This window comes from Citrobacter sp. XY323, from assembly GCF_025106035.1.
Taxonomy (GTDB): domain Bacteria; phylum Pseudomonadota; class Gammaproteobacteria; order Enterobacterales; family Enterobacteriaceae; genus Citrobacter; species Citrobacter braakii.
Genome location: NZ_JANYUK010000006.1, coordinates 362,364 through 384,790, shown reverse-complemented (window position 1 = coordinate 384,790; position 22,427 = coordinate 362,364). Strand labels below are relative to the sequence as shown.

The window sequence follows — 22,427 nt, the reverse complement described above, 5'->3', positions numbered from 1 at the left end:
GAGTCAGGTTGTCACCTCCCACTGCATCAGTTCTTCGAGCATCTTTAAGCGCTGCGGTGCGCTCAGGCAAGCCAACCAGGACGATGTTTCTGTCGCGGTAAAGTATTTCAACCAGAACTGACGCATAGATGACCCCTTCGTTGTCTCATCGCTTCATCGGAATCTATTATTGGCTTAATATAGGGATAATAAAATTGCTGAGTTTTTCGCAGGAGTTCCCCTTTTATGTCTTCTGGTCGTCTGCAACAACAGTTCATCCGTCTGTGGCAATGCTGTGACGGCAAAACGCAAGACACGACGCTGAACGAGCTGGCGGAGCTGCTGAGTTGTTCGCGCCGCCATATGCGTACCCTGCTCAATACCATGCAAGAACGCGGCTGGTTAACGTGGGAAGCCGAAGTTGGGCGAGGTAAACGCTCGCGCCTGACTTTCCTCTATACCGGGCTGGCACTCCAGCAGCAGCGGGCAGAAGACCTGCTGGAACAGGATCGCATCGATCAACTGGTGCAGTTGGTCGGTGACAAAACGGCCGTACGACAGATGCTGGTTTCGCACCTGGGACGCAGTTTTCGCCAGGGGCGGCACATCATGCGCGTTCTCTATTATCGTCCCATGCACAATCTGCTTCCCGGTACGGCGCTACGCCGTTCAGAAACTCATATCGCCCGGCAAATCTTCAGCGCCTTAATTCGGGTAAATGAGGAAAATGGGGAACTGGAAGCGGACATCGCCCATCACTGGCAGCAGATTTCACCGTTACACTGGCGATTCTTCCTGCGTCCGGGGATTCATTTTCATCATGGCCGCGAACTGGAAATGGAAGATGTCATCACCTCGCTGATGCGCATTAACGCCCTGCCGCTGTACTCGCACATCACGCAGATCGTTTCTCCCACTGCCTGGACGCTGGATATCCATCTCGCCCAACCCGACCGCTGGCTTCCCTGGCTATTGGGGCAAGTCCCCGCCATGATCCTGCCGCGAGAATGGGAGACGCTCAGCAACTTCTCCAGCCACCCGATTGGCACTGGTCCCTATGCGGTGATGCGCAATACCAATAACCAACTGAAAATTCATGCATTTGATGATTACTTTGGCTACCGGGCGCTGATCGACGAAGTTAACGTTTGGGTGTTACCCGATATCGGCGAAGAGCCTGGCGGTGGGTTGACGCTAAAAGGCCCCACGGAGGATGAAAAGGCGATCGAAAGCCGCCTCGAAGAAGGTTGCTACTACCTGCTGTTTGATGCGCGCACCCACCGTGGCGCTAATCAGGAGGTTCGCGATTGGGTTAGCCGCGTTCTTTCGCCAACCCATCTCATCTGCCACGCCGACGAACAGTTTCAGCGACTGTGGTTTCCCGCCTACGGTTTGCTCCCCCGCTGGCACCATGCCAAACCCGGCCATGGTGAAAAACCCGCCGGACTGGAAACGCTGACGATTACCTACTATCGCGATCACATCGAACATCGGATTATCGCGCAGATCATGAAGGCGTTGCTGGCAGAGCATCAGGTACAGTTAAATATTCAGGAGATCGACTACGATCAATGGCATGCGGGTGAAATTGTCAGCGATATCTGGCTCAACAGCGCCAACTTTACCCTACCGCTGGATTTCTCGCTGTTCGCCCATTTGTGCGAAGTCCCGTTGCTGCAAAACTGTATCTCGCGGGACTGGGAAAACGATGCGGCCCGCTGGCGAACGGGCGAAATGAGCCTGGCGGCATGGTGCCAACAGCTGCTCGCCACAAAGGCCATTGTGCCGCTGATCCACCACTGGCTGATCATTCAGGGACAGCGCAGTATGCGCGGGTTACGCATGAATACCCTCGGCTGGTTTGATTTTAAATCAGCGTGGTTTGCACCACCGGATCCTTAGATCCGGCTCTTGATTGCCGCATAGCAACAAAATCATTACACTAACGCCGTTCTCAACGGGGTGCTAAATAAAAACATACACAAAATCATTCACGCTGCATCAAGGCGGCAAGCGAGTGAGTCCCCAGGAGCATAGATAACTATGTGACTGGGGTGAGCGACAAATCTGCCGGGAGCAGATTTGAACGCTGCTTGCAGCGGCCCCGAAGGGGCGAGGCCCGGAGATGGGCCGAGTAACGCAGCCAACACAGAGGCAGCGTGAATGATGAAGTGTATGGGCTGAGAGATACCCGTCGAACCTGATCCGGATAATGCCGGCGAAGGGATTTGAGGCTGCAACTCAAGTCCTTTGCCACCCAACTTTATGAGGTGCAAAGTGTTTAAAAAATGTCTTCCGCTTTTACTGCTGTGCGCAGCGCCTGCTTTCGCCAAACCTGTACTGACCGTTTATACCTACGACTCGTTCGCAGCTGACTGGGGCCCGGGCCCGACAATAAAAAAAGCCTTTGAAGCTGACTGCAACTGTGAACTGAAACTGGTCGCGCTGGAAGATGGCGTCTCGCTGCTTAACCGCCTGCGCATGGAAGGAAAAAACAGTAAAGCTGACGTCGTACTGGGCCTCGATAACAACCTTCTGGAAGCCGCCACCCAAACCAAACTGTTTGCCAAAAGCGGTGTAGCAAGTGAAGCCGTAAACGTGCCCGGCGGCTGGAAAAACGATACCTTCGTTCCGTTTGATTACGGCTATTTCGCCTTCGTTTATGATAAGAACAAGCTGAAGAATCCGCCCAAAAGCCTGAAAGAACTGGTAGAGAGCGATCAAAAATGGCGCGTCATTTATCAGGACCCGCGTACCAGCACGCCGGGGCTGGGCCTGCTGCTATGGATGCAGAAAGTCTATGGCGATAAGGCGCCGGAGGCCTGGCGCGCGCTTTCGGCAAAAACCGTCACTGTCACCAAAGGCTGGAGTGAAGCCTACGGCCTGTTCCTGAAAGGCGAAAGCGACCTGGTACTCAGCTACACCACCTCTCCGGCCTATCACATCATCACCGAGAAAAAAGACAACTACGCCGCAGCCAACTTTAGCGAAGGCCACTATTTGCAGGTAGAAGTCGCCGCCCGTACTGCGGCCAGCAAACAGCCGGAACTGGCCGAGAAATTCCTCAAGTTTATGGTGTCTCCGGCCTTCCAGAACGCGATTCCGACCGGCAACTGGATGTATCCGGTAACCCAGGTCGCCCTGCCGTCTGGATTCGAGCAACTGAATAAGCCAGCCACCGCGCTGGAATTTACGCCGCAGCAGGTTGCGGCTCAACGCCAGGCATGGATTAGCGAATGGCAACGCGCCGTCAGCCGTTAATTCCCGGCTGGCTGGTTCCAGGGCTTACCGCCGCCACGCTGATGGTGGCCGTTGCCCTGGCCGCGTTTCTGGCGCTGTGGTTTAACGCCCCACGGGGGGAGTGGCTCTCACTGTGGCAAGACGACTACCTGTGGCACGTGGTGCGCTTTTCTTTCTGGCAGGCTTTTTTATCCGCAGTGCTGTCGGTCATCCCGGCGATTTTCCTTGCCAGAGCGCTCTATCGCCGCCGTTTTCCAGGACGACTGGCGCTGCTGCGCCTGTGCGCGATGACGTTAATCCTGCCAGTGCTGGTCGCGGTCTTCGGTATTCTTAGCGTGTACGGTCGTCAGGGCTGGTTGGCCTCGATCTGGCATACATTCGGGCTGGAATGGACGTTTTCGCCGTACGGTCTGCAGGGCATTCTGCTGGCGCACGTCTTTTTCAATCTGCCGATGGCCAGTCGTCTGCTGTTGCAGTCGCTGGAGAATATTCCCGGCGAACAGCGACAGTTAGCCGCTCAGTTGGGTCTGCGCGGCTGGCATTTCTTCCGCTTTGTTGAATGGCCGTGGCTGCGTCGGCAAATCCTTCCCGTCGCGGCGCTCATCTTTATGCTCTGTTTCGCCAGCTTCGCCACCGTTTTGTCGCTGGGCGGTGGACCGCAGGCCACTACCATCGAGCTGGCGATTTATCAGGCGCTGAACTTTGATTACGATCCCGCCCGCGCCGCCATGCTGGCGTTGATCCAGATGGTTTGTTGTTTAGCGCTGGTGCTCTTCAGCCAACGTCTGAGCCGCGCCATCGCCCCCGGTACCACGCTGGTTCAGGGCTGGCGCGATCCCGACGATCGTCTGCACAGCCGCCTGGCAGACGCACTGCTGATTATTCTGGCCCTGCTGCTACTGCTGCCGCCGCTGCTGGCGGTAATTGTCGATGGTTTTAACCGCCATATGCTGGATGTTCTTAAGCAACCTGTATTGTGGCACGCACTGGGAACCTCGCTGCGCATTGCGCTGGCGGCAGGTGCGTTGTGCGTAGTTCTCACCATGATGCTGTTATGGAGCAGTCGTGAACTGCGTGCCCGACAGCAGGTACTGGCAGGTCAGATGCTGGAACTTAGCGGCATGTTGATCCTCGCCATGCCGGGCATCGTGCTGGCAACCGGCTTCTTTCTGCTGCTCAATAACACCATTGGACTCCCCGAATCAGCCGACGGCATTGTCATTTTTACCAATGCGCTGATGGCGATCCCTTACGCGCTGAAGGTGCTGGAAAACCCAATGCGGGACGTCACCGCCCGCTACAGTATGTTGTGCCAGTCGTTGGGAATTGAGGGATGGTCGCGCCTGAAAGTGGTTGAACTGCGTGCCCTGAAGCGCCCGCTGGCGCAGGCGATGGCTTTTGCCTGCGTGCTGTCGATTGGCGATTTTGGCGTGGTCGCGCTATTTGGTAATGAGGATTTCCGCACCCTGCCGTTTTATTTATATCAGCAGATTGGCTCTTATCGCAGTCAGGATGGCGCAGTTACGGCGTTATTGCTGCTGATCCTGTGCTTTACGCTGTTTACCGTTATTGAGAAATTGCCGGGTCGAAATGTTAAAACTGATTGATATCACATGGCTTTATCACCATTTGCCGATGCGCTTTACGCTGTCGATCGCGCGCGGTGAGCAGGTCGCGATCCTCGGGCCCAGCGGCGCCGGGAAAAGTACGCTGCTGAATCTGATCGCCGGCTTCCTCACGCCTGCCAGCGGTACCATGTTGATTGAAGGTGAAGATCACACCGCCACGCCTCCCTCACGTCGCCCCGTTTCGATGCTGTTTCAGGAAAATAACCTGTTCAGCCACCTGAGCGTGCAGCAAAACATCGGCCTGGGCCTTAACCCGGGATTGAAGCTGAACGCATCGCAGCGGGAGAAAATGCATCACATCGCCCAGCAAATGGGGATCGACTCACTGCTGGAGCGCCTCCCCGGTGAGCTTTCCGGCGGTCAGCGACAGCGCGTAGCGCTGGCGCGTTGCCTGGTGCGGGAACAACCCATTTTGCTGCTTGATGAACCGTTCTCTGCGCTCGATCCCGCCCTGCGCCAGGAGATGTTAACGCTGGTTGCCGAGGTCTGTCGCGATAAACAGCTTACGTTGCTGATGGTATCCCACAGCGTAGAAGATGCGGCGCGAATTGCGTCCCGTTCGATTGTGGTCGCCGACGGGCGCATCGCCTGGCAGGGCAAAACGGATGAGTTATTAAGCGGTCAGGCCAGCGCCTCGACGCTCTTGGGCATCAAAGCCGAGTGATTGATTTCCCAGGCCGGATAAGCGTCAGCGCCATCCGGCAAAAGAATCGTCAGAAACCCACGACTTTACGCAGAATATCAATATACACCGGCATCAGCGGATGGCGCAGTAACGCCACCAGCGCAACCACGCCGATCCCAAGCGTCAACGGCGCCAGATACAGTAAACGGCTGCGGGGGAAATACGCGGTTAAGCGATCGACTGCCGCTTTGCCGCTACGCCACAGTCGCCAGCAAAACCAGCCCCCTACCCATAGCAACAGCGCCGTCGCCAGCAGCAACCATTTGAAATCCCCGCTCTGCATCTCAGAAGGAATATCAATTGCCGCCCCCGCCAGGATCCCCGGCAGGAAGTAGAACGGCGGCCACAGTATGCAACCAATAATATTCGGGACGATAAATTTAGCGACAGGCAGATCCAGCATGCCCGCCACCATTGGCACCAGCGGACGCGTCGGTCCCACAAAACGCCCCACCAGAATGGTAAACATGCTGTGCTGATGCAGCGCGTGCTCGGTTTTATCCAGCAACGCCTTGTTCTTTTTCATGAACGACCAACGGTGCAGCGGCTTTTTAAAGCGCCAGCCCAACCAGAAAGAGATCCAGTCCCCCAACAGGCAACCAATGATGCCCGCAAGCCAGGCATGCCAGAAGTTCAGTTCGCCACTGCCAATCAGCGCCCCCAGCCCCGCCATCATCACGGTACCGGGCAGAATCAGACCAACCAGCGCCAGTGACTCCAGAAAGGCCACCAGCAGTACGGCGATCAGGGAGTACAGGGCGGACTGAAGAATAAAGTGTTCCAGCAATGCTTGCATAATGTGTCCGTCAGATTTACGAAGCAGGGATTTTGATAACCCGTCTCAACTTCGTCAAGCCATCAATTGTCTGAATAGATTGCGAGTTATGACAACTTTCAGGACACATCATTCACTTTTTATTCACATCCGGCGCGAAACTCGCTCGGACTGGCGCCAGTGCATTTTTTGAAAACGCGAGAAAAATAGAGCTGATCGTCAAAGCCAACATTGCGACCCACTGTAGCAATGGGCATACGAGTGGTACTCAGCAATAGCTTGGCCTGGCTGATACGCTGATCCTCGCGCCAGCTTAATACGCTGATACCCAACTGCTGACGGAACAGATGCGACAAACGGGAAGGCGACAGGCAGACGTGCTGTGCGACGCTGGCAATATCAAAATTACTGTCCGCCAGGTGATCGCTGATGTACTGACAGGCGTCGCGCACGCGGTTGTCCATGGGGGGATGCAGCGATTCATTAATGGCTTCCATACGGCGGAGCAATAACTGTTCCAGTAAATTAATCGCCAGCAGTTCGGAATAGCGACCTTCTCCCTGCCCGGCGTTAATTATCTGCCCAAACAGTTCGTTAAAATGCGGCTGATGTGCTTCATCCGGACGAAAGAATCCAGTCTGGGCAAAAATGGCCGGCCAGGTCAGCCACTCCTGCCAGTAGGCGCGTGGGCGAAAGTAAACCCACTGGTGATACCACTCGCTGGCATCAGGATGGCGTCCGTAGTGGTGAATTTCTCCGGGCGGAAACAGCAAAATATCGCCAGGCCGACAGACAAATTGTTTGCCCTGATTATTGATAACCCCTTCGCCACGGATAGTGAGATTGAGGATATAGCCCTTCATACCCAGCGGCCTGTCGATAAAAAAATCCAGGTATCCGTTCGCCTCGATGGGGGTTAATCCGGCCACCAAATGCGCGTTAAACGAATAGCCTGGCAGCAGGGGATCGTTTTGCGTTTCAGCCATAATTTCAATACTCCCTATGTTCTGCTAAGAAACAATTTGTCCATATTACGCCAGACATCATTGCCGTCGCCCCTGCGGGCCGCTGTGTTTGCGGTAATGGACCATCAACCCCGCTTGTGAAAAGCACTTTGTAAAAAATATGTACTGCGCCAACGTTAAAATCGGCTAACAAAAGTGTCTATAACTACGGCAGAAATGTCCACATTGATTATTTGCACGGCGTCACACTTTGTGATGCCACAGCATTTTAGTCCATAAGATTAGCGAATCCTGCCTGACGGTTTTTATCCCTACTAACTACTGTTTATCCATACCCGTATTTTTGGATGGAGTAAGACGATGGCGATTGCAATTGGCCTCGATTTTGGCAGTGATTCAGTACGCGCTTTGGCAGTGGAATGTGCCACCGGTGAAGAAATCGCCACCAGCGTAGAGTGGTACCCACGTTGGCAGGAAGGACAGTATTGCGATGGCCCAAACAACCAGTTTCGCCATCATCCACGCGACTACATTGAATCGATGGAAGCGGCGCTGAAAACCGTGCTGGCCGAACTGAGCGTTAAACAGCGTGCGGAAGTGGTCGGGATTGGCGTTGACAGCACCGGTTCAACCCCGGCCCCCATCGATGCCGACGGCAACGTACTGGCGTTGCGTCCGGAGTTCGCTGAAAACCCAAATGCAATGTTTGTCCTGTGGAAAGATCACACCTCAGTAGAAGAAGCTGAAGAAATTACCCGTCTGTGCCACACACCGGGCAAGATCGATTACTCCCGCTATATCGGCGGTATTTATTCCAGCGAATGGTTCTGGGCCAAAATCCTGCATGTGACCCGTCAGGACCACGCGGTTGCCGAGGCCGCGGTTTCGTGGATTGAACTGTGCGACTGGGTTCCGGCCCTGCTCTCTAATACCGTACGTCCACAGGATATTCGTCGCGGTCGCTGCAGCGCCGGGCATAAATCCCTGTGGCATGAAAGCTGGGGTGGTCTACCGCCAGCCAGTTTCTTTGACGAACTCGACCCCATCCTCAACCGCCATCTGCAATACCCGATGTTTACCGATACCTTCACAGCCGACCTGCCGGTTGGCACCCTGTGCGCCGAGTGGGTGCAGCGTCTGGGGCTACCAGAAAGCGTGGTGATTGCAGGCGGCGCTTTTGACTGCCATATGGGCGCGGTCGGCGCGGGCGCACAGCCCAATACGCTGGTGAAAGTCATTGGCACGTCGACCTGCGACATTCTGATTGCTGACAAACACAGCGTCGGCGAGCGCGCGGTGAAAGGCATTTGCGGCCAGGTTGATGGCAGCGTGGTGCCGCATTTTATTGGCCTCGAGGCAGGCCAGTCCGCGTTCGGCGATATCTATGCCTGGTTTAGCCGTGTGCTGAGCTGGCCGCTGGAGCAGCTTGCCGTGCAGCACCCGGAGCTGAAGACCCAGATTAAAGCCAGCCAAAAACAGCTGCTACCAGCGCTAACCGAAGCCTGGGCGAGAAATCCGTCGCTGGATCATCTGCCGGTGGTGCTCGACTGGTTCAACGGTCGCCGTACGCCCAATGCCAACCAGCGTCTGAAAGGAGTGATTACCGATCTGAATCTGGCAACCGACGCGCCAGCGCTGTTCGGCGGTCTGATTGCCGCCACCGCCTTTGGTGCACGCGCCATCATGGAATGCTTCACCGAACAAGGCATTGCGGTTAACAACGTAATGGCGCTAGGCGGCATCGCCCGTAAAAACCCGGTCATCATGCAGGCCTGTTGTGACGTGCTCAACCGTCCGCTACAGATTGTCGCTTCAGACCAGTGCTGCGCACTCGGTGCGGCTATCTTTGCCGCCGTTGCCGCGAAAGTACACACCGATATCCCAGCCGCTCAGCAACAGATGGCAAGCGCCGTGGAAAACACGCTGCAACCTCGACCAGAGCAGGCTCAACGTTTTGAACAGCTTTACCGCCGCTACCAGCAGTGGGCGGTTAGCGCTGAACAACAATATCTTCCGACTGCCGCTCCGGCGCAACAAACCCCGGTAGACCAGGCAACCCTGACACATTAAGGACACGACAATGACGATTTTTGATAACTATGAAGTGTGGTTTGTAATTGGTAGCCAGCATCTGTATGGCCCTGAAACCCTGCGTCAGGTAACCCAACATGCCGAGCACGTCGTTAACGCGCTGAATACTGAAGCTAAACTGCCCTGCAAACTGGTTTTAAAACCGCTGGGTACTTCACCTGACGAGATTACCGCTATTTGTCGTGACGCTAACTACGACGATCGCTGCGCAGGTCTGGTGGTCTGGCTGCACACTTTCTCTCCGGCCAAAATGTGGATTAACGGTCTGACTATCCTCAACAAGCCGCTGATGCAATTCCATACCCAGTTCAACGCCGCCCTGCCGTGGGACAGCATTGATATGGACTTTATGAACCTGAACCAGACCGCGCACGGCGGCCGTGAATTCGGCTTCATCGGCGCACGTATGCGTCAGCAGCACGCCGTGGTCACCGGTCACTGGCAGGACAAACAAGCGCACGAACGCATTGGCTCCTGGATGCGCCAGGCCGTGTCCAAACAGGATACCCGCCATCTGAAAGTCTGCCGTTTTGGCGACAACATGCGTGAAGTCGCGGTCACCGATGGCGATAAAGTCGCTGCGCAGATCAAATTCGGCTTCTCGGTAAATACCTGGGCCGTAGGCGATCTGGTGCAGGTAGTGAACTCCATTAGCGATGGCGAAATCAACGCGCTAATCGATGAGTATGAAAGCACCTACACCATGACGGCGGCAACGCAAGTCCACGGTGAGAAACGTCAAAACGTACTGGAAGCAGCCCGTATTGAACTGGGGATGAAGCGTTTCCTGGAACAGGGCGGATTCCACGCCTTTACCACGACATTTGAAGATTTACACGGCCTGAAACAGCTCCCGGGTCTGGCCGTACAGCGTCTGATGCAGCAAGGCTACGGCTTTGCGGGCGAAGGCGACTGGAAAACCGCCGCTCTGCTTCGCATCATGAAGGTGATGTCAACCGGTCTGCAGGGCGGCACCTCATTTATGGAGGATTACACCTACCACTTCGAGAAAGGCAACGATCTGGTGCTCGGCTCGCACATGCTGGAAGTGTGCCCGTCTATCGCGGTGGAAGATAAACCGATCCTCGACGTTCAGCATCTCGGCATTGGTGGTAAAGACGATCCCGCTCGTCTGATCTTCAACACCAAAACTGGCCCGGCAGTCGTTGCCAGCCTGATCGATCTTGGCGATCGCTATCGCCTGTTGGTTAACTGCATCGACACGGTTCAAACACCGCACTCCCTGCCGAAACTGCCGGTGGCTAACGCATTGTGGAAGGCCCAGCCTGATCTGCCAACCGCATCTGAAGCCTGGATCCTGGCCGGTGGCGCGCACCACACCGTCTTCAGCCACGCGCTGGATCTGAACGATATGCGCCAGTTCGCTGAAATGCACGATATCGAGATCGCCGTGATCGACAACGATACCCGCCTGCCGGCCTTTAAGGACGCGCTGCGCTGGAACGACGTCTATTACGGTTTTAAACGTTAATTATGTTGTTGCCGGATGGCTCTGCGTTTGCCCGCCATCCGGCACAGAGGAATCAACATGTTAGAAGATCTCAAACGTCAGGTGCTGGAAGCCAATCTGGCGTTGCCTAAGCACCACCTGGTCACCTTGACCTGGGGGAACGTGAGTGCCGTCGATCGCGAGCGCGGCGTGTTTGTGATTAAACCATCCGGGGTCGATTACAGCGTTATGACCGCAGAAGATATGGTCGTAGTCAGTATCGCCACCGGTGAGGTTGTAGAAGGTACGAAGAAACCCTCCTCCGATACCCCAACGCACCGTCTGCTGTATCAGGCATTCCCGACCATTGGTGGCATTGTTCATACCCATTCGCGTCATGCGACCATCTGGGCGCAGGCGGGCCAGTCGATTCCAGCCACGGGTACCACTCATGCGGACTATTTCTACGGATCGATTCCCTGCACACGGAAAATGACCGAGGAAGAAATCAACGGCGAATATGAGTGGGAAACCGGTAACGTGATCGTTGAAACCTTTGAGAAACAAGGCATTGACGCTTCGCAGATGCCTGGCGTGCTGGTGCACTCTCACGGTCCGTTTGCCTGGGGAAAAAACGCCGAAGATGCGGTACACAACGCCATCGTGCTGGAAGAAGTCGCCTACATGGGGATCTTCTGTCGCCAGCTCGCGCCGCAATTGCCGGATATGCAGCAAACCCTGTTAGATAAACACTACCTGCGTAAACACGGCGCAAAAGCCTACTACGGCCAGTGAAAACAATCTGAGCGCGCCCGAAATCTCGGTGGCGCGCTCTCTGGTTATTCCTTTATATATTCCGCAAACGCACTTCGATACACACAGTTATTAGCACAAACGTATTTAATCACGTTGTCATAATGTCCCTGCGCCTCTTCACCATCCAGTGAATGAAAGAAAATGTAATCTGTAATCGTTGACTGCCAGCGCTGTCCATTCAACAGATAATTAATCACAGTATCACGATGACCATTTATTCTGTCATGCCCTTGCCAGTGAAAGAAAGCATTCCCACGTTCAATAACCTCAGTACGCCAAATTTGACCTGACCACGTTCTATACTCAATATATTGACTTACTGATTTAATTGTAGGGTTAGATAACTGAGTATTAACAAATAAATAGTGGTCATATCCTACCTGTAACGCCTGAGTATAAATATCCATAATAGGCCTCCATAACACTACGCACCCAAGCTATTGATATAAAACACCCGAGCTATCTGATGAATAAAATTATATTCAGCGATAAAAATCAAATTATACAGAGAGATATTCCCGACGAAATCGAACCGAAAATCCGTTTTTATCCAGACAATAGCAAGCCATAAAAATATATTATATTCAACCTGGTAACCCGAGTGTTTGATTAAAATAGTTACACTAACCATGAATAAAAACAAATAAAAAAAAATAACCATTTTTCCTGAACCGAGGGATGAGTAACAAAACCGTACGAGCACGATTCCGAAAATGACATAAAAATCCTGAAACGGACTTCCAATTTATGAAACAAATATAATTACAAAAGAATAATAGATACAAATAGCCATGACAGGCCAATAAAATAATTCAAGGAAGAGTTTTCAATTAAGGCATTCATTTATTAAATACCAAACTCTATCCTGTAACACTTTTACTGCGGAGGGCATTTTACTGTTACTGTCACAATAACTGCCCGCAGCTCTCATTTTTAACTGTACAAAATAACAGTACAATCGTGTAAACCAGGCTATAATAATGCCTGGTTTTTTAATGGGTACGCAGCGTGGTGCAGGCAGGCTTTATTTTAACCCGGCACTGGCGGGACACCCCGCAGGGAACTGAGGTCACATTCTGGCTGGCTACGGACGACGGGCCGCTACAGGTCACGCTCGCGCCTCAGGAGTCGGTCGCGTTTATTCCTGTCAGTCAGGTTCCTCGCGTAGCGTCATTATTACGCAATGAAAACGGCTATCGTCTGACGCCGCTGCAATTGCAAGACTTCCACCGCCAGCCTGTTTCCGGCCTGTATTGCCGCTCACATCGCCAGCTTATGCGGCTTGAAAAGCTGCTGCGTGAAAACGCAATTACCGTCTACGAGGCCGACGTGCGTCCGCCGGAACGGTATCTGATGGAGCGTTTTATCACCTCACCTGTGTGGGTTGAAGGCGACAGACATAACGGTACGCTGGTTAATGCCCGGTTGAAGCCGAACCCTGACTATCGACCGCCGCTGAAATGGGTCTCGCTGGATATCAAAACCACGCGCCACGGCGAACTCTACTGTATCGGCCTTGAAGGCTGTGGGCAGCGTATTGTCTACATGCTCGGCCCGGCAAACGGCGATGCCTCAGCGCTGGATTTTGAACTTGAATACGTCGCAAGCCGCCCGCAGTTACTGGAAAAGCTCAACGACTGGATTGCCCGTCACGATCCTGATGTGGTAATCGGCTGGAACGTCGTGCAATTCGATTTACGCGTCCTGCAAAAGCATGCTGAACGTTACCGCATTCCCCTGCGTTTTGGCCGTGACAATAGCGAGCTGGAGTGGCGCGAACATGGCTTCAAAAACGGCGTATTCTTCGCGCAGGCTAAAGGTCGCCTGATTATCGACGGCATTGAGGCGCTTAAATCCGCATTCTGGAATTTCTCATCCTTTTCACTGGAAACGGTGTCACAGGAGCTGCTGGGCGAAGGGAAGTCGATAGATAATCCCTGGGACAGGATGGACGAAATAGATCGCCGGTTTGCCCAGGATAAGCCCGCACTCGCCACCTACAATCTCAAAGACTGTGAGCTGGTCACGCGTATTTTTCATAAAACCGAGATCATGCCATTTTTGCTGGAACGATCGACGGTAAACGGCCTGCCGGTCGACCGGCACGGCGGTTCCGTTGCCGCCTTCGGCCATCTCTACCTACCGCGAATGCACCGGGCGGGCTATGTGGCACCGAATCTGGGGGAAGTTCCCGCGCACGCCAGCCCCGGTGGCTACGTGATGGACTCGCGCCCGGGTTTGTACGACTCCGTGCTGGTGCTGGATTACAAAAGCCTGTACCCGTCAATTATTCGTACTTTTTTGATCGATCCAGTGGGACTTATCGAAGGGATGGCACAGCCGGATCAGGAACACAGTACCGAGGGGTTCCTTGACGCCTGGTTCTCACGCGAAAAGCACTGTCTGCCAGAGATTGTTACCCAGATCTGGCATGGGCGCGATGAAGCCAAACGCCGCGGCAATAAGCCGCTCTCACAGGCGCTGAAAATCATCATGAACGCGTTTTACGGCGTGCTTGGCACCACCGCCTGCCGCTTTTTCGACCCGAGGCTGGCTTCGTCTATCACCATGCGCGGTCACGCGATCATGCGTCAGACCAAAGCGCTGATTGAGGCTCAGGGTTACGACGTCATCTATGGCGACACCGACTCCACCTTTGTCTGGCTTAAAAAGGCGCACTCGGAAGACGATGCGGCCCGGATTGGTCGGGAGCTGGTGAGCTATGTCAACAACTGGTGGGCGCAATCGCTGAAGCAGCAAAACCTGACCAGCGCGCTGGAGCTGGAATTTGAAACCCACTTTTGTCGCTTTCTGATGCCGACCATTCGCGGTGCAGATACTGGCAGCAAAAAACGCTACGCCGGAATGATTCAGTCAGGCGCTGAGCAACGCATGGTATTTAAAGGTCTGGAAACGGTACGCACCGACTGGACGCCGCTGGCCCAGCAGTTTCAGCAGGAGCTGTACCTGCGAATTTTTCGTAACGAGCCCTATCAAGAGTTTGTTCGCGAGACTATCGACCGTCTGATGGCGGGTGAACTGGATGAACACCTGGTGTACCGCAAACGCCTGCGCCGCCCGTTGAGCGAATACCAGCGGAATGTTCCGCCGCACGTTCGCGCCGCGCGGCTCGCCGATGAGCAGAACGTCAAACTGGGGCGTCCGCAGCAGTATCAGAATCGTGGCACGATTAAATATGTCTGGACGATAAATGGACCTGAACCTGTTGATTATCAGCTATCTGCACTTGATTACGAGCATTATCTGACCCGCCAGATCCAGCCGGTTGCCGAGGGAATTCTTCCCTTTATTGACGATAATTTTGCTACACTACTCACAGGACAACTGGGGTTATTTTGACGCGTGACGAAACCGCCGCCATCCAGTACCATAGCGCCCTTTCCATTCCTGGACCCATTTAACACCCCTACCACTGATTTATTAGCCTGGTAGCGGGGTCGTATGCTCTCAATAACGGGGACTAGCCCGGAAAATGACGAGTATTGCCTGCAATTAAAGATATAGAGCCGAACATATATGCCTTTTACACTTGGTCAACGCTGGATCAGCGATACAGAAAGCGAATTGGGACTTGGTACTGTTGTCGCCATGGATGCGCGAACCGTCACTTTACTTTTCTCATCGACGGGTGAAAACCGTCTGTATGCGCGCAGTGATTCCCCCGTGACCCGCGTGATGTTCAACCCTGGTGACACGATAACGAGCCATGAAGGCTGGCAACTGCATGTCGACGAAGTAAAAGAAGAAAACGGCCTGCTTGCCTATATCGGAACCCGCCTTGATACCGAAGAAACCGGTGTAACGCTGCGTGAAGTGCTGCTCGACAGCAAACTGGTTTTCAGTAAACCCCAGGATCGCCTGTTTGCCGGCCAGATTGACCGTATGGACCGCTTTGCGCTGCGCTATCGCGCACGTAAATTTCAGAGCGAACAGTACCGTATGCCGTGGAGTGGTTTGCGTGGCCAACGTACCAGCCTGATCCCCCACCAGCTCAACATTGCCCATGATGTCGGCCGTCGTCATGCCCCTCGCGTGCTACTGGCAGACGAAGTGGGTTTAGGTAAAACCATTGAAGCAGGGATGATCCTGCATCAACAGCTGCTGTCAGGCGCCGCGGAGCGCGTGCTGATCATCGTCCCGGAGACGTTACAGCACCAGTGGCTGGTCGAAATGCTGCGTCGTTTCAACCTGCGCTTTGCGCTGTTTGATGATGAGCGTTATGCAGAAGCGCAGCACGATGCCTACAACCCGTTTGAAACCGAACAGTTGGTTATCTGTTCGCTGGACTTTGCCCGTCGCAGTAAACAGCGTCTGGAGCACCTGTGTGATGCCGAGTGGGATCTGCTGATTGTCGATGAAGCCCATCACCTGGTGTGGAGCGAAGACGCGCCCAGCCGTGAATATATGGCCGTTGAACAGCTGGCAGAGCGCGTACCAGGCATCCTGCTGCTGACCGCAACGCCGGAACAGCTGGGCCTGGAAAGCCACTTTGCGCGCCTGCGTCTACTGGATCCAAGCCGCTTCCACGATTTCGCCCTGTTTGTTGAAGAACAGAAAAATTACCGTCCGGTCGCCGATGCCGTTGCCATGTTACTGGCTGGCAACAAGCTGAGTAACAATGAGCTGAACATGTTAGGTGACATGATTGGCGAACAGGACATTGAGCCGTTACTGCAGGCGGCAAACAGCGACAGCGAAGACGCCCAGAGCGCGCGTCAGGAGCTGGTTTCGATGCTGATGGACCGCCACGGCACCAGCCGCGTGCTGTTCCGAAATACCCGTAACGGTGTGAAAGGCTTCCCTAAACGCGAGCTGCATACCATCAAATTGCCGTTGCCAACCCAATACCAGACGGCCATTAAAGTCTCCGGCATTATGGGCGCGCGTAAGAGTGCGGAAGACCGCGCGCGCGACATGCTCTACCCGGAGCAGATTTATCAGGAATTCGAAGGCGACACCGGCACCTGGTGGAACTTTGACCCGCGCGTGGAATGGCTGATGGGCTACCTGACCAGCCACCGCTCGCAAAAAGTTCTGGTTATCTGCGCGAAAGCCACCACTGCGCTTCAGCTGGAGCAGGTTCTGCGCGAGCGCGAAGGTATCCGCGCCGCCGTATTCCATGAAGGGATGTCGATCATTGAACGTGACCGCGCTGCGGCCTGGTTTAGCGAAGAAGATAGCGGCGCCCAGGTAATGCTGTGCTCTGAAATCGGTTCCGAAGGGCGTAACTTCCAGTTCGCCAGCCATCTGGTGATGTTTGATCTGCCGTTCAATCCGGACCTGCTGGAACAGCGTATTGGCCGTCTGGACCGTATTGGTCAGGTGCATGATATCCAAATCCACGTTCCATACCTGGAAAAAACCGCGCAATCCGTGCTGGTGCGTTGGTACCACGAAGGTCTGGATGCGTTCGAACACACTTGCCCGACCGGACGTACCATCTATGACACGGTATATAACAATCTGATCGGCTACCTGGCTGAGCCAGAAAACACTGATGGCTTTGACGATCTGATCAAAACCTGTCGCGAACAGCATGACGCGCTGAAAGCACAGCTGGAGCAAGGTCGCGATCGCCTGCTGGAGATCCACTCTAACGGCGGCGAAAAAGCGCTGGCGCTGGCTGAGAGTATTGAAGAACAGGACGACGATACCAGCCTGATCGCCTTCGCCATGAACCTGTTTGATATCGTTGGTATTAATCAGGATGACCGTGGCGACAATTTGATCGTGCTGACACCGTCCGATCATATGCTGGTGCCGGATTTCCCTGGGCTGCCGGAAGATGGCTGTACCATTACGTTTGAGCGTGATGTTGCCCTGTCGCGTGAAGACGCGCAGTTTATTACCTGGGAGCATCCGCTGATCCGTAATGGTCTGGATCTGATCCTCTCCGGCGACACCGGAAGCAGCACCATTTCTTTGCTGAAAAACAAAGCATTACCAGTCGGTACTCTGCTGGTTGAACTGGTCTACGTCGTTGAAGCGCAAGCGCCAAAACAGCTGCAGTTAAACCGCTTCCTGCCGCCAACCCCGGTACGCATGCTGCTGGACAAAAACGGCAACAACCTTGCCGCGCAGGTTGAATTCGAAACCTTTAACCGTCAGCTCAGCGCCGTTAACCGCCACACCGGCAGTAAACTGGTCAACGCCGTACAGCAGGATGTGCATGCCATTCTGCAACTCGGTGAAGCGCAGGTAGAAAAATCGGCCCGCGCGCTGATCGACGCGGCGCGCAAAGAAGCGGACGAGAAGCTGACGGCTGAACTCTCCCGTCTGGAAGCGCTGCGTGCCGTTAACCCGAACATCCGTGATGACGAACTCAGCGCCATTGAAAGCAATCGTCAGCAGGTGATGGAAAGCCTGGATCAGGCGGGATGGCGTCTGGATGCCCTGCGCCTGATCGTCGTGACGCATCAGTAACGGAGCCTGACATGGGGATGGAAAACTATAATCCGCCGCAGGAACCCTGGCTGGTTATCCTGTATCAGGATGAGCACATTATGGTGGTCAACAAGCCGAGCGGTTTGTTGTCCGTGCCGGGTCGTCTGGATGAACACAAAGACAGCGTGATGACGCGTATTCAGCGCGATTATCCTCAGGCTGAATCCGTACATCGTCTGGATATGGCAACCAGCGGCGTGATTGTAGTGGCGCTAACTAAAGCGGCAGAGCGCGAGCTAAAGCGCCAGTTTCGCGAACGCGAGCCGAAGAAACAGTATGTCGCACGCGTCTGGGGACATCCCGCTCCGGCCGAGGGGATGGTTGATTTACCGCTGATTTGCGACTGGCCGAATCGGCCAAAGCAGAAAGTGTGTTATGAGACCGGAAAATCGGCGCAGACCGAGTATGAAGTGGTGGAGTTCGCGGAAGATAACACCGCCCGGGTCGTGCTCAAACCCATTACCGGACGCTCCCACCAGTTGCGTGTGCATATGCTGGCATTAGGGCATCCGATCCTGGGCGACCGCTTCTACGCCCCGCCACAGGCCCTGGCGTTAGCGCCGCGCCTGCTGCTGCATGCAGAGATGTTAACTATCACGCATCCCGAATACGGCAACAGTATGACGTTTAAAGTTCCAGCAGATTTTTAAACGCAGGCCCCATTTAGGCCGGGTGCTTCGCTTGCCCGGCCTACATTCATTAACGTAGGCCGGATAAGGCGCTAGCTGCCACCCGGCATAACAATTATTTAAAACCTTTCTGTTCTTTAATTAGCTCGTAAGCTTTTTGAATTTCCTGCGCTTTTTGCTTCGCCATTTCCATCATTTCTGGCGGCAGACCTTTCGCCACCAGTTTGTCCGGATGGTGCTCGCTCATCAGCTTACGGTATGCGCGCTTAATGGTGGTTGCATCATCGGTCGCTTTCACACCCAGCACATTGCAGGCGTCTTCTAGCGTCGGACCGCGTTGCGTCTGCTGCCAGCCACCGCCGCCGGACTGCTGCTGATATCCGCCGCCAAACTGGGCGCCGCCCTGCATCATGCGCAGAAACTGATCAAACTGGGTACGTGAGATCCCCAACTCTTCAGCAATCACATACAGCACTTCACGCTCGTTCGGATGTAACGACCCATCGGCAAAAGCCGCCTGGATCTGAATCTCCAGAAACATGCGGATCAGATCGAAGCGACCAAAACAGACGCTGCGAAACTGACGCATTTTTTCACGTAATGGGTAATTGTCCGATTTTCCCACCCGGAAGGCATGTTGCGCAGCGGTACGCGAGTCGCCGTGCAAATTCATTCGATCCATCAATTGACTGGCGATATGGATATCGGCTTCCGTGACGCGACCTTTGGATTTGGTCAGATGCCCCATCACCTCAAAAGTGGTGGCAAAAAACAGCGCCTGGCGTTCACGCTGGTTGGCAAACCACGCCATTTTGCGCATGCGGGCTTTGTCGAACATGTGGCCAACTAACAGGCCCAGAACCACACCCCAGAAGCCGCCGCCCATCATTAAGGCCACGGCGACACCAATTATCTTTCCCCAATACTGCATAGACTCCCCAAATCTTTCTGCTCTCAGCCAGGATATGTCCCACAATATAAGGTGCTTTTACCGATTTACGGCTGCGGTCAATTGTGGGACATCGCCTATAATTTGCATTATCATACCTGTCATTCTATGCCGTGCCTAACACCACAAACGCTATACCCGTTGGATTTCGAGTTGCAACAAGGCGGCAACGCAGTGACCAATTCGTCTGGAACGAAGATGCAGCTTGAAAGGTGGCGGGATAAAATGGGCAGGATTAATACTAGCGAAGTGAAGATGAGATAAGTTAGGCTGTGACCGTTTGTCACGCGCGACGCTACTGATGATGGAACAATAAATACAACGTATGAAAAAACGTATTCCCACTCTTCTGGCCACCATGATTGCCAGCGCCCTCTATAGCCATCAGGGTCTGGCAGCCGATCTCGCCTCACAGTGTATGCTGGGCGTGCCAAGCTATGACCGTCCTCTGGTACAGGGCGAGACTAATGAATTACCCGTCACCATCACTGCTGACAACGCGAAAGGGAATTACCCGGATGACGCGGTGTTTACCGGCAATGTGGACATCGCACAGGGTAACAGCCGCCTGCAGGCCGACGAAGTGCAGCTTCATCAGAAGCAGGCAGAGGGCCAGCCGGAGCCAGTTCGTACCGTCGATGCGCTGGGCAATGTTCATTATGATGACAATCAGGTTATTCTGAAGGGGCCGAAGGGCTGGTCTAATCTGAATACCAAAGATACCAACATCTGGGAAGGTGATTATCAGATGGTAGGCCGTCAGGGGCGCGGAAAAGCCGATCTGATGAAGCAGCGTGGGGAAAACCGCTATACCATTCTGGAAAACGGTAGCTTCACCTCCTGTCTGCCAGGTTCCAATACCTGGAGCGTCGTCGGTAGCGAAGTCATTCACGACCGTGAAGAACAGGTCGCAGAGATCTGGAACGCCCGTTTTAAACTGGGTCCGGTTCCGGTCTTTTACAGTCCTTATTTACAGTTACCCGTCGGCGATAAGCGTCGCTCTGGTTTCCTGATCCCGAACGCAAAATACTCTACCAATAACTATTTTGAGTTCTATCTCCCGTATTATTGGGACATTGCGCCCAATATGGACGCCACCATCACGCCGCATTATATGCACCGTCGTGGCGGTATCATGTGGGAGAACGAATTCCGCTACCTCACACAGGCGGGTGCAGGTCTGATGGAGTTCGACTATCTGAATTCCGATAAAGTGTACGAGGATGAACATCCGAAGGATGACAATTCCCGCCGCTGGCTGTTCTACTGGCAACACTCTGGTGTGATGGATCAGGTGTGGCGTTTCAACGTTGACTACACCAAGGTCAGCGACACCAGCTACTTTAACGACTTTGACAACAAGTACGGTTCCAGTACCGACGGCTACGCCACGCAAAAATTCAGCGTCGGCTATGCGGTACAAAACTTTGACGCGACGGTTTCGACCAAGCAGTTCCAGGTCTTCGACGCACAAAACAGTAACAGTTACTCTGCGCAGCCGCAGTTAGACGTCAACTACTACCAGAATGATGTGGGTCCGTTTGACACCCGGATTTATGGTCAGGCAGTCCATTTCGTTAATACCAACGACAACAGGCCGGAAGCAACTCGTTTACACCTTGAACCGACCATCAATCTACCATTGTCGAATAATTGGGGAAGTATCAACACTGAGCTGAAGCTGTTGGCAACGCACTATCAGCAAAACAACATCAGCGAGTATCAATCATTCGCAAGAAATAATTATCGTAACAATCCTAATCCGGATAATTTAAATACCCTTAACGCGGCGAATTCCCTGGAAGATTCCGTCAACCGCGTCATGCCGCAGTTTAAAGTTGACGGTAAACTGGTCTTCGAACGCGATATGGAAATGCTGGCCCCGGGATATACCCAGACGCTGGAGCCGCGAGCGCAGTACCTGTACGTACCGTATCGCGATCAAAGTAATATTTTTAACTATGACTCGTCCCTGCTGCAATCTGACTACAGCGGCCTGTTCCGCGATCGCACCTATGGCGGTCTGGACCGCATCGCATCTGCCAACCAGGTAACGACCGGGGTCACATCTCGCGTTTATGATGACGCGGCCGTTGAACGTTTTAATATTTCTGTGGGTCAAATCTACTATTTCACCGAGTCTCGCACTGGCGATGACAACATTAAATGGGAGAATGACGACAAAACGGGCTCACTGGTATGGGCTGGTGACACCTACTGGCGCATCTCCGATCGCTGGGGTTTACGCAGTGGGATCCAGTACGACACGCGTCTGGACAGTGTTGCAACCAGCAGCAGCAGTATCGAATACCGCCGCGACGAAAACCGTATGCTGCAGCTGAACTACCGTTATGCCAGCTCTGAATATATCCAGGCAACCCTGCCGTCTTACTACTCTACAGCAGAGCAGTATAAAAACGGGATTTCACAGGTGGGTGCGGTAGCAAGCTTCCCGATCGCCGACCGCTGGTCGATTGTCGGGGCTTACTACTTTGATACCAACGTGAATAAAGAAGCGGATTCCATGCTGGGTCTGCAGTACAACTCCTGCTGTTACGCCATTCGCTTCGGCTACGAACGTAAGCTGAACGGCTGGGATGACACTCAGAAACATGCAGTTTATGACAACACGATCGGCTTTAATATCGAACTACGCGGCCTGAGTTCTAACTACGGTCTCGGCACCAACCAAATGTTGCGTTCTAACATTTTGCCGTATCAAAGCTCTTTATGATCTGATTGATTTACAACGTAA

The 22,427-nt window shown here is 53.9% G+C and carries 16 protein-coding genes and 1 riboswitch; of the genes, 11 read left to right on the top strand and 5 right to left on the bottom strand.

Features of this window, described 5'->3' with window-relative positions; all coding sequences use genetic code 11:
- Window positions 1-3 precede the first annotated feature (3 nt).
- Entirely contained in the window at window positions 4-126 is a 123-nt protein-coding gene (gene sgrT, locus N0B36_RS11345) for a glucose uptake inhibitor SgrT (RefSeq protein WP_047498374.1), read from the bottom strand.
- A gap of 99 nt (window positions 127-225) precedes the next feature.
- On the opposite strand from sgrT, the gene sgrR reads away from it, so the two are divergent.
- The 4 genes from sgrR to thiQ all read left to right on the top strand — a co-directional run bounded on the left by sgrR (window position 226) and on the right by thiQ (window position 5,511).
- Window positions 226-1,881 (top strand): HTH-type transcriptional regulator SgrR, encoded by a 1,656-nt coding sequence (sgrR, locus tag N0B36_RS11340; RefSeq protein WP_259687847.1) that lies wholly within the window; start codon window positions 226-228, stop codon window positions 1,879-1,881.
- Between the two features lie 239 nt (window positions 1,882-2,120).
- Window positions 2,121-2,223, top strand: a riboswitch (TPP riboswitch).
- Window positions 2,224-2,256: 33 nt separating this feature from the next.
- Window positions 2,257-3,240 (top strand): thiamine ABC transporter substrate binding subunit, encoded by a 984-nt coding sequence (thiB, locus tag N0B36_RS11335; protein WP_047498368.1) that lies wholly within the window; start codon window positions 2,257-2,259, stop codon window positions 3,238-3,240.
- Window positions 3,216-4,826 (top strand): thiamine/thiamine pyrophosphate ABC transporter permease ThiP, encoded by a 1,611-nt coding sequence (thiP, locus tag N0B36_RS11330; protein ID WP_259687846.1) that lies wholly within the window; start codon window positions 3,216-3,218, stop codon window positions 4,824-4,826. The genes thiB and thiP overlap by 25 nt, the downstream gene beginning before the upstream one ends.
- Window positions 4,810-5,511 (top strand): thiamine ABC transporter ATP-binding protein ThiQ, encoded by a 702-nt coding sequence (gene thiQ, locus N0B36_RS11325; RefSeq protein WP_016151677.1) that lies wholly within the window; start codon window positions 4,810-4,812, stop codon window positions 5,509-5,511. Before thiP ends, thiQ begins: the two co-directional genes overlap by 17 nt.
- A 49-nt stretch (window positions 5,512-5,560) precedes the next feature.
- On the opposite strand, the gene N0B36_RS11320 is transcribed toward thiQ, so the two are convergent.
- Both N0B36_RS11320 and araC read right to left on the bottom strand, forming a co-directional pair.
- Window positions 5,561-6,328: a DedA family protein gene (locus tag N0B36_RS11320; protein WP_016155679.1), complete on the bottom strand. Its 768-nt coding sequence runs from the start codon at window positions 6,326-6,328 to the stop codon at window positions 5,561-5,563.
- A gap of 119 nt (window positions 6,329-6,447) precedes the next feature.
- On the bottom strand, window positions 6,448-7,293 hold the full coding sequence (gene araC / locus N0B36_RS11315; protein ID WP_003018834.1) for an arabinose operon transcriptional regulator AraC: 846 nt from the start codon (window positions 7,291-7,293) through the stop codon (window positions 6,448-6,450).
- Between the two features lie 339 nt (window positions 7,294-7,632).
- Between araC and araB the strand changes: the two genes are divergently transcribed.
- Genes araB through araD form a run of 3 tightly spaced genes read left to right on the top strand, consistent with a single transcriptional unit; the run spans window position 7,633 to window position 11,608 of the window.
- Window positions 7,633-9,342 (top strand): ribulokinase, encoded by a 1,710-nt coding sequence (gene araB, locus N0B36_RS11310; RefSeq protein ID WP_259687845.1) that lies wholly within the window; start codon window positions 7,633-7,635, stop codon window positions 9,340-9,342.
- A gap of 10 nt (window positions 9,343-9,352) precedes the next feature.
- Window positions 9,353-10,855: an L-arabinose isomerase gene (gene araA, locus N0B36_RS11305; RefSeq protein WP_016155678.1), complete on the top strand. Its 1,503-nt coding sequence runs from the start codon at window positions 9,353-9,355 to the stop codon at window positions 10,853-10,855.
- A 57-nt stretch (window positions 10,856-10,912) separates the two neighbouring features.
- Window positions 10,913-11,608, top strand: coding sequence for an L-ribulose-5-phosphate 4-epimerase (gene araD, locus N0B36_RS11300; RefSeq protein ID WP_016151673.1), 696 nt, complete (start codon window positions 10,913-10,915; stop codon window positions 11,606-11,608).
- 44 nt (window positions 11,609-11,652) lie between these two features.
- Here the strand turns inward: araD and N0B36_RS11295 are convergent, their stop codons facing one another.
- Entirely contained in the window at window positions 11,653-12,036 is a 384-nt protein-coding gene (locus N0B36_RS11295) for a DUF4751 family protein (protein WP_016155677.1), read from the bottom strand.
- Between the two features lie 601 nt (window positions 12,037-12,637).
- Between N0B36_RS11295 and polB the strand changes: the two genes are divergently transcribed.
- From polB to rluA, 3 genes are all read left to right on the top strand, one after another.
- Window positions 12,638-14,989 (top strand): DNA polymerase II, encoded by a 2,352-nt coding sequence (polB, locus tag N0B36_RS11290; protein WP_259687844.1) that lies wholly within the window; start codon window positions 12,638-12,640, stop codon window positions 14,987-14,989.
- Between the two features lie 177 nt (window positions 14,990-15,166).
- Window positions 15,167-18,073 carry an RNA polymerase-associated protein RapA gene (rapA, locus tag N0B36_RS11285; RefSeq protein ID WP_103766840.1) on the top strand — a complete coding sequence of 969 codons (2,907 nt, stop codon included), beginning with the start codon at window positions 15,167-15,169 and terminating at the stop codon, window positions 18,071-18,073.
- Between the two features lie 11 nt (window positions 18,074-18,084).
- Window positions 18,085-18,744, top strand: a complete 660-nt coding sequence (rluA, locus tag N0B36_RS11280; protein ID WP_204552715.1) for a bifunctional tRNA pseudouridine(32) synthase/23S rRNA pseudouridine(746) synthase RluA — start codon at window positions 18,085-18,087, stop codon at window positions 18,742-18,744.
- A gap of 94 nt (window positions 18,745-18,838) precedes the next feature.
- Here the strand turns inward: rluA and djlA are convergent, their stop codons facing one another.
- The gene (gene djlA / locus N0B36_RS11275; protein ID WP_046276044.1) at window positions 18,839-19,654 is read right to left on the bottom strand and encodes a co-chaperone DjlA; all 816 of its coding nucleotides are present in this window, start codon (window positions 19,652-19,654) and stop codon (window positions 18,839-18,841) included.
- Between the two features lie 343 nt (window positions 19,655-19,997).
- On the opposite strand from djlA, the gene lptD reads away from it, so the two are divergent.
- Window positions 19,998-22,406, top strand: coding sequence for an LPS assembly protein LptD (lptD, locus tag N0B36_RS11270; RefSeq protein ID WP_259687843.1), 2,409 nt, complete (start codon window positions 19,998-20,000; stop codon window positions 22,404-22,406).
- Window positions 22,407-22,427: the final 21 nt, after the last annotated feature.